Annotated in this window: 10 protein-coding genes; 2 read left to right on the top strand and 8 right to left on the bottom strand. The window is 36.1% G+C overall.

Going from position 1 to position 13,963, the window contains the following annotated elements; translation table 11 throughout:
- Positions 1-115: 115 nt before the first annotated feature.
- Together GVN22_RS01800 and GVN22_RS01795 are read right to left on the bottom strand one after the other, a co-directional pair.
- Positions 116-1,441, bottom strand: coding sequence for a glycoside hydrolase family 28 protein (locus GVN22_RS01800; protein WP_166549367.1), 1,326 nt, complete (start codon positions 1,439-1,441; stop codon positions 116-118).
- 393 nt (positions 1,442-1,834) lie between these two features.
- Entirely contained in the window at positions 1,835-2,776 is a 942-nt protein-coding gene (locus tag GVN22_RS01795) for a hydrogen peroxide-inducible genes activator (RefSeq protein WP_166549366.1), read from the bottom strand.
- A 197-nt stretch (positions 2,777-2,973) separates the two neighbouring features.
- On the opposite strand from GVN22_RS01795, the gene GVN22_RS01790 reads away from it, so the two are divergent.
- Both GVN22_RS01790 and GVN22_RS01785 read left to right on the top strand, forming a co-directional pair.
- Positions 2,974-3,525: a peroxiredoxin gene (locus GVN22_RS01790; protein ID WP_095164092.1), complete on the top strand. Its 552-nt coding sequence runs from the start codon at positions 2,974-2,976 to the stop codon at positions 3,523-3,525.
- A gap of 268 nt (positions 3,526-3,793) precedes the next feature.
- Positions 3,794-4,378 carry a carboxymuconolactone decarboxylase family protein gene (locus GVN22_RS01785; RefSeq protein ID WP_166549365.1) on the top strand — a complete coding sequence of 195 codons (585 nt, stop codon included), beginning with the start codon at positions 3,794-3,796 and terminating at the stop codon, positions 4,376-4,378.
- Between the two features lie 300 nt (positions 4,379-4,678).
- On the opposite strand, the gene GVN22_RS01780 is transcribed toward GVN22_RS01785, so the two are convergent.
- The 6 genes from GVN22_RS01780 to GVN22_RS01755 all read right to left on the bottom strand — a co-directional run bounded on the left by GVN22_RS01780 (position 4,679) and on the right by GVN22_RS01755 (position 13,670).
- The gene (locus tag GVN22_RS01780) at positions 4,679-5,713 is read right to left on the bottom strand and encodes a hypothetical protein (protein ID WP_166549364.1); all 1,035 of its coding nucleotides are present in this window, start codon (positions 5,711-5,713) and stop codon (positions 4,679-4,681) included.
- Positions 5,714-5,737: 24 nt separating this feature from the next.
- The gene (locus GVN22_RS01775; protein WP_166549363.1) at positions 5,738-7,144 is read right to left on the bottom strand and encodes an MBOAT family protein; all 1,407 of its coding nucleotides are present in this window, start codon (positions 7,142-7,144) and stop codon (positions 5,738-5,740) included.
- A 78-nt stretch (positions 7,145-7,222) separates the two neighbouring features.
- The gene (locus GVN22_RS01770) at positions 7,223-9,871 is read right to left on the bottom strand and encodes a hypothetical protein (protein ID WP_166549362.1); all 2,649 of its coding nucleotides are present in this window, start codon (positions 9,869-9,871) and stop codon (positions 7,223-7,225) included.
- A gap of 208 nt (positions 9,872-10,079) precedes the next feature.
- Complete coding sequence (locus GVN22_RS01765; RefSeq protein WP_166549361.1) at positions 10,080-11,471, bottom strand: NAD(P)/FAD-dependent oxidoreductase; 1,392 nt, start codon at positions 11,469-11,471, stop codon at positions 10,080-10,082.
- 141 nt (positions 11,472-11,612) lie between these two features.
- A complete protein-coding gene (locus GVN22_RS01760) occupies positions 11,613-12,353 on the bottom strand; it encodes a glycosyltransferase family 2 protein (protein WP_166549360.1) in 741 nt (246 codons plus the stop codon).
- A 204-nt stretch (positions 12,354-12,557) separates the two neighbouring features.
- Positions 12,558-13,670 carry an acyltransferase gene (locus GVN22_RS01755; protein WP_166549359.1) on the bottom strand — a complete coding sequence of 371 codons (1,113 nt, stop codon included), beginning with the start codon at positions 13,668-13,670 and terminating at the stop codon, positions 12,558-12,560.
- Between the last annotated feature and the right edge of the window lie 293 nt (positions 13,671-13,963).

Below are 13,963 nucleotides of genomic sequence, written 5' to 3'. Positions count from 1 at the left end.
TAACATCAACATTTTTGAGAATCCATTATAAATATGATAATCGGTAAATATAAAAAATCCCTTTGTTTGGCATTTAAACCATCACAAAGGGATTTTTATATGATACTAGAAGGAATTACTTAATCGACCTTCCATTCACTACTACATTTTTCAGTGTAAAACCTTTTACTACTGACTTGTCGATAGCAGGGTTTTTACTTTCTACTTTAAAGTTTTCAAAAGTAAAATTGGAAAGCTTGTCGTATTCCGACACGGCTACATCGTAGAATATATCACATTTCACTTCGATGTTTCTCAAAGTAACATGATCTGAATAGGAGAGAGGCACATCTTTACGTCCCTGTAAGTCAAAAAACTGTTTCCATGGTTTTACAAACAGTAAACTATGAGAATTACCTTTGACATTTTCGACTAAAATATACTCATATAATTGTGGCGTATCAGGACGCATTTTGAGCCATAAAACTCTGGTTGCTTCATTCACATAACAGTTGCGCATGATGATATTGCGGTTATGAATCGCCTCGCTACCACAAGTAAGAGCAGAATGACAAAAGCCAAACTCACAATCTTCGATAATGATATTTTTGTTGGCACCATTGTTAGGCACTTTATCTGCCCAAGGACCTTTGCCACCTTTTAGTGCAATAGCATCGTCATTGACAGACAAATAACAACCTTTTACCAAAACATTGGTACAAGCATCTATATCAATCGCATCGGTACTTGGTGCTTTTACAGGTTTTTCAGGCGAGAAAATGTGCGCATCTAAGACCTTTACGTTGTTACATTGATACAAATGAGTCGTCCAGAAACCTGAGTTATGCAATTTTACATCTTGAATCTGTACATTATTGGATTTCCAAATAAAAACCAAACGAGGGCGTGAAACCTCTAAATTGGTACAATTGGGGTTTTCCTTTCTTCTTTGCCAAAACGCTTGCCAATATTTCAAGCCATTTCCATCAATAGTGCCTTTTCCCGAAATTGTAAAACCATCTACTTGATAAGCATTTACCAAAGCCGTGAAATAATCTAGGCTTTGTCCCTCCATACGTGAAGGTAATTTGGGATAATCTTCAATGTTATCAGAGCCTTTCAATTTACCGCCTTCTACTACGTGTAAATGGGTTTTAGGTTTGAAAAAAAGCGCTCCACTCAAAAACGTACCTTGAGGAATGACAATGACACCACCTTTTTCAGTTGCTGTGTCAATAATTTTCTGGATGGCTTCAGTTTGTACCAAAGTGCTATCGTTTTTGACGCCATAATCGGTAATAACGTAAGCTTTTCCGAGTTGGGGTAAAGAGACTTTTTTATTAACCGTAAACCAGCTCGAAATAAGAGTGCCATCAGGAAACAATTGCTTCGTATTTTTTTGAGCATTGATTGAACTCAATCCCACCAGTGAACATGCCAAGGCAAGCAGTATTTTTTTCATTTTGTCTTAAAGCTATTATAAGTTTCAACTGGCAATATGTCGCCAAAAATTGATTTAGCCATCCTGCTTCCTCGGTTGAGGCTATAAAAATTTGTGATTGAACGAATGAGTGATTTAGTGATTACTTTAAATTTTGTATTCTTGCTGTAGAGGCGCAATGCTTTGCGTCTCAAGCCGAGTTCCAGTACTGTAGTATCAAAAAAAGCGGTCGAAAAAATAATTTTCGACCGCTTTTTTTGATGAAATAGAGAGAAACATCTTTGCTTCAAAATTTCAGATTAAAATGGCTTTAGATACAAGACATTGTTTTTCAACCAATAAAATATAAATTTAATTAATCACTCAATTACAATTCGCTCACAACTCACTCAATAACAGAAAGAAAAAATCCCCTTATTGCTTAATCTGAATGACCGAACGAGGTTTGGTATTCTTGATAGATTCGGGCAACGATGCTAAAATGCTTTTTTTGAGGGCGTTCAAAACGGCAGTTTTGGCAAAGTTTTTATGTGCTACCAAACTCACCTCTCGCACAGGGGCTGGACTAGCAAACTGTCGGATGAGACCTTTATGTTTTTCCTCAAAATCTAGCGTTGCAAGTTCTGGTAATATCGTAATTCCTTGATTTCTTTCTACCATTTTGCGTAGTGTTTCTAAACTTCCCGCTTGATATTCAAACTGCCCAAAACCAATCGTTTTACGTTTTAACTCACAAAGATTTTCAATTTGCGAGCGGAGGCAGTGCCCTTCTTCTAAAAGCCACAATTCTTTCGGGTCAATATCTTCAGAAAGGGCGTATTCTTTTTGGTACAAAGCATTTTGCTTTGATACATATAAGACTAATTCTTCATAAAAAATATGATGCTCGATAATATTGGGCTGTTGAAGTGGCGTTGCCAATAAACCAATATCCAAATCATCGTTTTTGAGCGCCTGAATAATTCTTTCGGTCGTAAGTTCTTTGATTTTTAGTTCCAATTTGGGATATTCCTCCAAGAAACTAGACAGGAATAATGGCAACAAGTAAGGCGCAATTGTAGGAATAACACCCAAACGAATTTCTCCAGAAACTTCATTTTTACCTGAATTCACCACCTCCTTGATTTTGCTAAATTCGGCTACTGTGATACGGGCTTGTTGGATAATTTCGGCCCCAATCTGAGTGGTCACTACGGGTTGTCTACTACGATCAAAAATTTTCACTCCTAGTTCATCCTCCAGTTTTTGTATTTGCATACTCAGCGTGGGTTGGGTTACAAAACAGCTTTCGGCAGCTTGAACAAAATTTCGAAGATTTTCGACCGCAATAATGTATTCTAACTGAGTGATAGTCATAGTTTTAAATGTTTGTATTGATAATCTTTATAGGGCTATCAATAATATCAATTTGTATCGAGAAAGTTTTGTGATGACCTTTGTATTGTCAAAACGAAAATAATACTTTTCAAATACGATATTCATTTTAATTAGTGAAATAATATATTTGAATTGTACAATTTTAATATTTATTCAATCATAAATTTACAAAAAAAATGTCTAAAATGTTAGGTTTAGGTGCTCAATTCCCAGCTTTCAAAAAATCTGCTGTTGTATCTTTAGAAAAAGGTAAAGAATTCTACGATATTACTTCTGAAGACCATATCAACGCAGGTAAATGGATGGTAATGTTCTGGTGGCCAAAAGATTTTACTTTTGTTTGTCCAACTGAAATCGCTGCATTCAACGCTAAATCTGAAGACTTTGCTGACCGTGATGCAATCTTGATCGGTGCTTCAACTGACTCTGAATTTGTTCACTTGGCATGGAGAAACAATCATGATGATCTTCGTGGTTTGAAATTCCCTATGTTGGCTGATACATCTAAATCTTTGGCTGAAGAATTAGGTATTTTGGAAGCTAACGAGAAAATCGCTTACCGTGTAACTTACATCGTTGACCCACAAGGTGTTATCCGTTGGGTATGTGCTAACGACTTGTCAGTAGGACGTAATGTTGACGAAGTAATCCGTGTATTGGATGCTCTTCAAACAGACGAACTTTGCCCATGTAACTGGAAAGCTGGCGAAGAAACTTTGTCAGTTTAGTTGATATAAAATTAAGTAGCATTGTTTGAGTAATTAAACAATGCTACTTTTCCTAAATACCTTACCAAAGGTACTTGAGCGAAGCAATTTATGGTATGTTAAATGATAAATATCACTAAGTTTCGCTTTACCACCACTAAAATTTTATACAGTGTATTTATGGGCTATTTGTAAAAATAAGCACATAGATATGACACTTTGGGCTAACATGATTGTGTTAGCTTTTCTTCAAATAAGACTTTCATGATTCTATAAATAACATCATAACATGTTTGGAACTACAAGTGAAACGAAAAAGAACTTGTTGGCAGAATTAAACTTGCCAACGGATTTAGCTTCTGTGTTTTTGGATAGATTAAACTCAGCTGATCACCGTTATATCAAAGACCTTAAAATCAACGTAAGCAATTCATTGAAAGCTTCCACTTTGTCTGAAAAAGATGCGGTTCTTTTGGCTTTGGGTGTAGCTATCAATGAAAAGGCAACTTTATTGGTATCTTCATTGGAGGAGTTGGCGAAAGCAAAAGGCGTAGAAGAAAAAGAATTGTTGGAAGTAGCAAGTTGTGTTTCATTGATGAACGCCAACAACGTATTCTACCGTTTCCGTCACTTCATGGACAAAGAATCATACAATAATATCCCAGCAGGTATTCGTATGTCGATCATGATGAATCCTGTTTTGGGTAAAGAATTTTTTGAATTATTGAGCTTAGTAATCTCAGCAATTAACGGTTGTGAAATGTGTGTTACTTCTCACGAGGCATCTGTAAAAAGTCATGGTGCTAGCGAGCAACGTATATTTGAAGCAGTTCGTTTAGGAGCTGTTTTGAAAAGCTTTATTGTGTTATTGTAATCAGCTGAGGGCATTTTCCTAATGAAATTCTAATACAATAACCACAAGGTTTTGAGAGTTATATTATCAAAATCTCCAAGATAGATTTTACTATCTCGACCATTTGGAAAGGTTTTAGGTTTGTATCTGTAAAGTAATCGTGGAATAGATTGATACAAAAAGGTTGATAGAAGTACGCTTCTATCAACCTAAACCTAAGACTTCATATATCTACCGTCACAAAATACGTTTTGGGACGGTTTTTTTATGCCCTTTATTGATGTTCTGCTGTAAAGAATTTAGAAAACTTGGATAACAACTCTATTGAATAATGGCATTAACCTTACTCAGCCACAACTCTTTACCTTCACAATTCCAGTGTGAATCTCCTTTGAGATAATACATTTTTCCTAAATTGTTAAAATCTCTAAAAATTTCGATAAAAGGCACTTTCAAGTTAGCACTGTACTGTATTTTTTCAATCAAATGATTATAATTCCCTAGTTCTGGATTAGTTACGCTCACTTTGTTAGGAATCAACGCCAAAACTACTTGGTCGAACCCAGCAGATTGGTAATGTGCCGCTGAACCATTGATGACCTCAATCATTTTGTTTATTTCAAGATTATCTAAAGGATAAAAAGAAGAGGTTTTTTCGGAAGCTTTTGCCTCATCTCTATAAAACAAAGCTTGTCTGTCAGGAGATAAAACTACCCCTGATTCTACTCTTCCAAATACTTTTTCGTTGAAGGCGGCCTTGGCTTCTCTGAATTCTAAAAAGAAATCGTAATTAAATAACGTATGTTGTAAGCGTTCCTCAACCTGAGACGGGAAGAGCCATGTCAAAAACTCCTCTGATTTTTGGAACAAACGTCTTTTCCAAGAAAGTTGCGGGGCTTGTGCTGCTGCAATAGTATCGTATCCTATAATTTGGTAATTGTCAATCTTTTCACCAAAATGTTCACGTGCAGTACGTTCGACAGACTCAAGGATAAGAATGTTGTGATAGTTGGTGTCCAACTTAATTTGGCTACTATTTGCCCAATGCAAATACGTATATTTATCTGCCTTAAGCATCGAAGAATCAACACGGGCAGGTTCTGTAAAACTATCCCCAAGGATATACAAATGCACAGGCTTTTTTGTTGAATCTTTGGTGATTGCAGTGCCAGCACATGATTTTACAGGGTCTTTGAACTCAGGTAAATAGGAGAGACGATACAAATCTCCATTGCGATAATCATCTGGAAAAAAGCCCAAAGGTCCTGCGGTGCGATATACCACAGGCGAATAAGCCTGAATCCATAAAAATATGGCGATGAATAAACAGCTATATTTTAATACTTTAAAAATCATAAATTTCTCAATTATTACCCAAAACTAGAATTGAAAATAGATAAACTGATTTGTTTCAAATACACCCAAGAAATATGTCAGAAACGCCAAACCACCAGTCAGTAACCAAAATTTCTTATTCGAGCTTGTATCTACATAAAAGAACTTCCAGTCTTTTATCATCAATAATGCTATTAGCATAAAACAGAAAATCAATTCAGCCTGATTAAGTGGACTTTGCAAGGTATCTGTCAATGTTGTAAAGCTAATTTTACGCAAAATTACTGTAGCATCATGTACATTTTTAGCCCTAAAAAATACCCAAGCTAGCATGACTAAGAAAAATGTACTAACCACATTGAGGGTTTTTCCCAAGAGGTTTTGTGGTAGTTTGAGGTTTGGGAAGTATTTATTTCTGAAAATAGCCACTATCAGATAAAAGCCATGCAAAGAGCCCCAAATCACAAAAGTCCAGTTGGCACCATGCCACAATCCACTGACCATAAAGACAATAAACTGGTTTAAATATTTTCTGAACTCTGACACGCGATTTCCGCCTAAAGGAATATATAAGTAATCTCTAAACCAAGATGATAAAGAGATATGCCAGCGCCGCCAAAACTCAGAAATTGAACTCGAAAAGTAAGGACTATGAAAGTTTTCCATCAGTTCAAATCCCATAACACGAGCTGTTCCAAGAGCAATTTCGGAGTATCCTGAAAAATCGCAGTAGATTTGGAAGGTGTAAAAGAAGGTAGCCAGTAGGAGCGAAAGCCCATTTTTATTTTCGGGTTGGTTATAGCAATGATCAACCAACATGGCAAGTCTATCTGCGATAACTACTTTTTTGAAAAGACCAAATCCAATCAAAAACAAGCCACTTTTTACTTTCTCCCAATTGAATTGATGAAATTGATGAAACTGATAAAGGACATTTTGTGGGCGCTCGATAGGTCCTGCGACCAACTGCGGATAAAACATCACATACAAGGCATAGATACCAAAATGACGTTCTGCCTTGTGGTTTCCTCGATACACTTCTATCGTGTAACTCATTGCCTGAAAGGTATGAAAAGACAATCCAACAGGTAGCAAAATATCCAATGCTTTGATGGGATTGGTCATAGATGCCCAACTCAAAACTTCAGTTAGACTATTATTCAGGAAGTTGAAATATTTGAAATAAACTAGAATACCAATATTGGAAATTAAACTGACGACCAGTAAAAGCTTCCGTTTTACGGCATTTTGTTCATTTTCAAGAAGTATCCCAGCGATGTAATCGATAATGATGGTACTCAGCAATATCAGAAAATAGATAGGCTTGAATATCATGTAGAAATAACAACTTGCCAACAAAAGCAATCGCCATCTGCCTGACCAACCAAGGCTGAAGTACGCAAGCGTAACAATAACAAAAAAGATTAAAAAATGTACAGTATTAAATAACATAGTTTATGATTTGTATCTATCCAACAGTCGGGTCTGCACGTTGAGATGATACTACAGCTAAAGTTTTGAGATACGAAACTATTTCAATTTGATTGACCACGTTTCGATATTCTGATTATTATGCGTTGTTATAATAAGTTTGTTATAGGAGTCTGAATATTGAATAATAGGGGCGGAGCTTGAGATAATCGGCTTGTCTGATACTTGCTCGCCTTTTTCATTATACAAATAATATGAAGTCCAGCCGTTAAAGATAGCATAAAATCTACGACCACTACCTAAGTTGTAGTATTTGAGATATTTACGTCCAAAAGCTAGGTCTTTTATCGTAAAAAGTTCTTTATCATTTTTATCTAAAACAGTTACTACTTTATTATTACCTCTCATTACGACCCAATCGTTGGGCTTATCGGAGGCACAAAGTTGGAATTTATATTCTGTATCTGGTCTAAAAAACTGATTTTTTTGTACGACCTTTCCTGACATATTGATTTTGAAAAACTCTCCTTTTTGTCCCAAAACTAAAATGGCGATTTGACCATCGGTTTGGTCTAACACTGGAGCCGATAGAGTTGGAACGTTTGTTTTTACAGGAAATCCAGTTGTAAATTCACCCTTTTCATTGACGATACCCAACAAACCATTTTCAGTAAGACAGACGGTATAAACTAACCCTTTATAACCAATCGTAGGAAGTGGTCCGAGCGAGTTTTCTAAGGGTTTTTGTTTAAAGCTATTCGTTTCGTCTAAACTTTCAGCGTTCAAACTTAGGCACAAACCATTCGAAGTGATAATATTGATTTGATTGTTGGATTCAGCAACAGCCCAACTAGTTGAATTTAAACCCGAAATAGGAGCACTGCTGTTTACCTCAAAGCCATCTGCTTCACGTTTCAAAACATAGGCTTTCTGAGTTGTAAGTACCAACAAACGTTGTTTTTTATCTGTACTGGTTTTTAAAAATTGTGGTTCTCCTAATATTTTTCCTTGTAGCGAGGTAGACCAGATTTTTTTACCATCATTCAATAAAACAAGTTGATTGCCAGCCGTTTGAAATAGTAATTCTGATGCTTTGTTAATAGGGTTGACCAACATGAGCGGTTTACCCGCAACATTGTAACTGTATTGTTTAAGTTTTAATAGTCTATAGTCATATTTTCCTGAAGAACTTCCTTTATATGAATCGCCTTTGAGAAACGAAAACTTTGATTTCTCTTCGTTAGATTGATATAATAAAAAAGTAATTCCTGAAGACTCAAAGGTTTCTTTTGACATTTCGAACCAAGGAGAAGGTAGCAAGGCTTGAAGCCCAGTTAGGGCTTTATTAGGTTCCGAAATCCAGACAATGTTATTTTCGCCGAGCTTCTTTAGGAGCGATTGATGGCGGCTACTGCTCGACCAAACCTCATTTCTACTAATACTAAGTAGATATTCCTGTAAAGTACTTAAATCACTTGCTAGAATAATAAAGTCCTTATATTCTGTAAAAATACAATTACTAAAACCTGAAAAAATAGGCCCTAAAACCATTGCTGGGAATTCACGTACCCCCAAGGCTGTAACAGTAAACGAACCATAAGGGATAGCAAAAGGTTTTTGTCCTTTGGCATTAGCTACTTTGATAGTAACCTCTTTTAGTAAGTTTTTGATTTCCTTATTTTGGATGAGAACAATCTTATTGGCTTTGCTGGGATCACTGCCTTCAAGATTTAGCAAACTGACACTATTTTGGACATTATCCTGAATAGCGTCAAAATCTATGTCAAAATCGCTTTTAGCAGAAGTCTGAAGTTTGGATAAATAGTCATCCGACTCAATTTGCTTTTGGCAATTATCTTTCAACTCGCTTGACTGGTCAACACTAATATTAAGCACCATTGAGCAAGAGTTAGGAATCATATTGGCAACATCAAACTTTTTAGCCGATTGTGTTCCGAAGATTTCTGGATTAGGACTCACTGAGAATGCCTCTACGCCATAATTAAGGAAACTATCTTTGAGATACCACGTCCACGACTGAGGCAAAATACTGGCTAAATAGGGAGCTGAGGTACGTTTTTGTTCTACTACTTTTATACCAAATTCTCTAATGGCACGAGCATTTACATGAGTAGTCATTAGAGTAGATTCTGTAAAAGTAGACAAATCCTTGAGTGATAAATTTTGTACCCAATCATGTTTTTTGCTTAAAAGAATTTCCTCTAAAACTAGCGTGGAAGGACTAATTATTAGAAAATTATCTTTGATGAAAAAAGCGATTTCAGTTTTGGTGGAATTAAAAAATATCTCGTGAATCTTTTGTTTCGCAGTAGTATGAGTAATCAGCCTTAAGCCTTCACGGGTTTTATCCAAATGAATCAGTTGGTCGAGTAGTGGCTCATCTTCAGAAATAAGAGGGATAAAGTATGCCCAAGTAATGCGCTCTTTGGCTTGCGGAATGTAAGCAAAATATAATAAGCGATTAGTAAAAAGTGCATCGAGTCCTTCACCTTTTAGTCCATAATGTTCTAATTCAGTAGCAATAGGAAATAAAGAATCTGTGAAGGGTAATTCCTGTAGTTTACTTTTATTGCCCACTTCGTTAGGCTGATAGGCTTCTAATAAAAGTAGTGTATTGTCTGGAATAAGGTCAGAAATGAGTTTATTGGTGGCTGTAGCATTCTTATAAAAGAAAAAACCGCCTATTCCTAAAAGGATTGCAAGTAGGATGAACCAATTTTTTTTCATTCTGATAAAGCAAATTTGAACGTATGTATTTATAAAGCCAAAGATAAGGCTTTTGTAGGGGCTATCAAAAAGCAAACGAGAACAGCTTCAGATGAAATTTCTAAAACTGTTCTCGTCTATATGTGTTTTGCCTCAGGTTAGTGGGTTATTTGATTCGAGAAAATGGTATTCCTTCAAGAGTCATTCACCATTACCCAATGGCTTTATTTTACTTTCCCCACATAGCATTTGCCGTATCTGGGAAGAACAATGTCAATTCAGGAACGCCATGTGCCATTCTGTTAGCCCACTCAACACCTTGCATCAATGAGTGGTCTTGATTGGAAACTTCGTATTTCCAAGCACCAAAACGTCCACGTGAGTAAATGTCATATTTTTCCAAAGCAGGAAGTACTTCTTTCAAAATGCCATCACGTTCAACAGATGGTGTTGGATATCCATAGTTAGTTGAGAATATAAATTCAGAAACGATATCATCTTCAGATTCGATGAGTTTATCTTCCAACATCGCACGAACAGTATCTTTAATCAAAGTTTCTCTGTCAACAGGTTTACATTCAGATTCGCTTACCTCTGCCATCAATGACCATTGATTTTCTATATCTGGAACGTTGTAAGGGCTATAGTTAGAGAATACCGTAATGCGGTAATATGGACTATTCTTTTCAGGGAAATACATCCAACATTTAGTTGCCAAATCAGCTTTTGGTTTACCTTTCAAACCAATACCAATTACGTTGGTAGAAGAATGTTTTAAACCTTGTGCTTTTGCAGTGATATTTTCATCCAAACCTTCCACTTTTGTAGTGAAAATATCTAACGGCATGGTGTTCATCAAATACGTGTATTCGATTTCACGACCATCTTCCAAAATCAACTTTTTAGCGATTGGGTCAACTTTTGCCACTTTGGCGTTAGTCAAAATATTTTCTTCACCAACTAATTTACCAACACCTTCCCAGATAGCACCTGTACCACCATGTTTAGGGAATTGGAAAGTATTGTTAGGACCCCATGAAAGGTCATCTCTATCGAATAGAATATTTTGGGTAACACGTTGTAAGTCTGTAACTGCAACACGCTCACCAACCCAGCTTGCATTCATTTGTGCAGGAGGGAAAGCCCAAACTTTGAAGTTGTATGGCAACATAAATACTTCTGCGAGACCTTCACCAAAAGTATTCATAATCCACTCATGAAAGTTGGCAGGTTTTTTACTAGAAGGGTTTTTGTACAACTTGATCAAACCCTCTAAGCATTTCCACATAGTTTCTTTGCTAAGGTATTTGATATTGTTTTGGAACGGATATGGTACAAAACGGTCTTCAATCCAAACCCATGATTCACGTTGGTGAGTCAACCAACCATCTTCGCCCAATGCTTTCATCATTAGGTCATCGAAATACTTGTAGTGCGAAAATTGTACGTGACCCCCTACATCCCAAGTAAAGCCTTTTTCATCTACGAAACTGGTGGCCAAACCTCCGATATAATTTTCTTTTTCAAGTACGATAAAGTCCTTGATACCAAGTTCTTTCAAGCGATACGCTGCGCCAAGACCTGTTGGTCCTGAACCAATGATGACATATTGATATTTCATACAATAATTGCGGCCGAAGTCTTTAGCCTGTTTGTTGTAATTCAGTCCTGTTGTTTGAGGTAAAAACAACAGCAAAAATTTGACAAAAGAAGTGAATAAAAATAGAGAATTGGCTTAAGAATAATTCCTAAGCCAACGTTACTATTTCAATTTTTTGATTTTCGTATTTAGTTCCAAGCGGAAATTCAATAGCTCTTTGAAGCTTTGCCAACATACTTTAAGAAGCTTCATTTTTCGGATAGAAACTTCACCAGTAAGGCGCTCTTTGTGAACAATTGGAATATTGAATAGCTCTTGACCTGATTTTTTCGCCATAATAGCGATAAAAATATTCGGTGCAAAAGGAGTTGGATTGGGTAATTGTTCCAATAATTTTTTCAAGAAGCTTCCTTTAATCAAACGGAAAGGAATATTTGAGTCGAGGATAAATGTTCCATATACCAAGAACATACTCCAACGTAATATACGAGTAATAAACAAACGGAAAACCGCATCGTGACGTACTTGGCGGTACCCAAGAATAAAATCAGATTGGGTTCTTTTGTCCCAAAGTTTTTTTACATCTTCAGGGATAAATTGGTCGTCTGAGTCTGTTTGGAACACATATTCAGCACCAATTTCTACAGCTTTTCTATAAGCGTGAACTACCGCATTACCGTGTCCGCCATTTGGTTGGTGAACAACAATTAATTTAGGATATTGTGGCTGAATTTCGTCAAGAATTTTACCAGTATTGTCTCTTGAACCATCATTCACTACGATCAAGCGGGTGTTTTCTCCTGCAAACTCAGTGTCTAAAAGGTCACTCCAGATTTTTACTACGTCTGCCATGCACTCTTCTTCGTTGTAAGCTGGCATGACGATGGCTAATTTAATACTCATTAAAGATTTTGTTTGTCCAAACAGTTTTGTGCAATCATTTGCATTGCAAAAATACCTAATTCAGATTGATTTTTGTAATGTAAATTTTAAAAATGAAGAAAACTTAATGCTGTTTTTATCAAACAGGTGTTTGACTTCATAATACACAATTCTATTCTCAGTGATCGATTTGTGTTGGTTAGTAAGTAAAAACTGCGTTAGCTTTTAGTAATTAAAGTATTTTTTCAAATTGTTGACAGGCTTTTCTACAAGAAACCAAGACAACGTGGCTACCAAAACCGTAAGCGTGGCATATACCAAAAGCTCAAAGGCAAATCGATGGGTGATGGTAGGGGCAAATTGTTGTAATTTATGTAAAATTCGAACCGTCGGATGCGTCGGGAAATTGGTATGATAGAAGTTGTACACAAAGTTGTGATACAAATACAAACCATAGCTAATACGACCGATATAAGTTGTTACAGGATTTTCGAGGCAAAATTTCATGACACCTCCAAAACCTGATACAGCACGTAAAATCAAGAAAAAACTAAAAATGGAGCCAAATAGTCTGTCCAAAACCACATACGTAAATCCGTGGTGAACATCCATTTTCATTGCGACGATATACCCAATATATAACGCAAGGCTTAAGATTAAGTAACTATTTTTGTCCAATTGCTTAAATATTGTATCGCGCTTGTAGGTAAACAAATACGCTAATACACCGCCTAAACCAAATGAGTCTAAGCATGTTGGCATCAATACATATTGTGCTGTCCAATCTGCATGAAGGAAGAATAATAATAACCTCAATCCCAAAGATAAGGCTATCATACCAACAAAAAGCTTAGTAAAGTATTTTTTAGGAAGAAATAAAATTAAGTATGGAAAAAACAAGTAAAACTGTTCTTCGACTGCCAACGACCACAAGTGGTCAATTACGCCAATCCATTTATGATAGATAGCTATGTAAAAATTGGTTGAATATAAAAGTGACCAGCCTATCGTAGCTCTGATATTGGGTACATCAAAAATAAATAACACAAACAATGCTAAGTAATAGATAGGAAATATTCGTATGGTTCGGCGTACAATAAACTGTTTAACGGTAAACCAATGACTTCTACCGATGGCATCGTCTTTTTCTTTTCCTAACATCAAAATTCTAATAATCAGAAAACCACTCAAAACAAAGAACATGGCTACGCCCAAGGAACCTAGTGGAAGGGTATTTCTTTCAGCTAACCAGTGGTCAATTAGTACAAGGCCTACAGCAATTGCTCGAATGCCATCTAATTGCCCAAAATAGTCATGTTGATTTTTTGTTTGCGTCATCCTTTTCAGAAAATTGAAGTTAACTCGTTCGGGGGAGTTAAATACAGGTATTGAATAGACAAAAATAGCTTGTTTTTTGTCCTCTGACAAATCTAAAATTCGACTAGGCAATCATAAAATAAAATTGTATTCGGAGTAAAGTCTTACTAACTCATTGATAAAAAGCATACTAACGATAATAGTGCTTCTTTGTGAAGGTAGACCGTTCACTAAATTTGAGTAAAACTAACAATAACTTGACCAGAACCAGACTTAGGTTGAACAGTGAGCTTTAGTCAAAGTACTGTAAAAAG

The sequence above is a fragment of the Cellulophaga sp. BC115SP genome (assembly GCF_009905545.1).
GTDB classification, from domain to species: domain Bacteria; phylum Bacteroidota; class Bacteroidia; order Cytophagales; family Spirosomataceae; genus Flectobacillus; species Flectobacillus rivi.
Note: the sequence above shows the minus strand (reverse complement) of the source record. Positions and strands in the feature narration are given on the sequence as shown.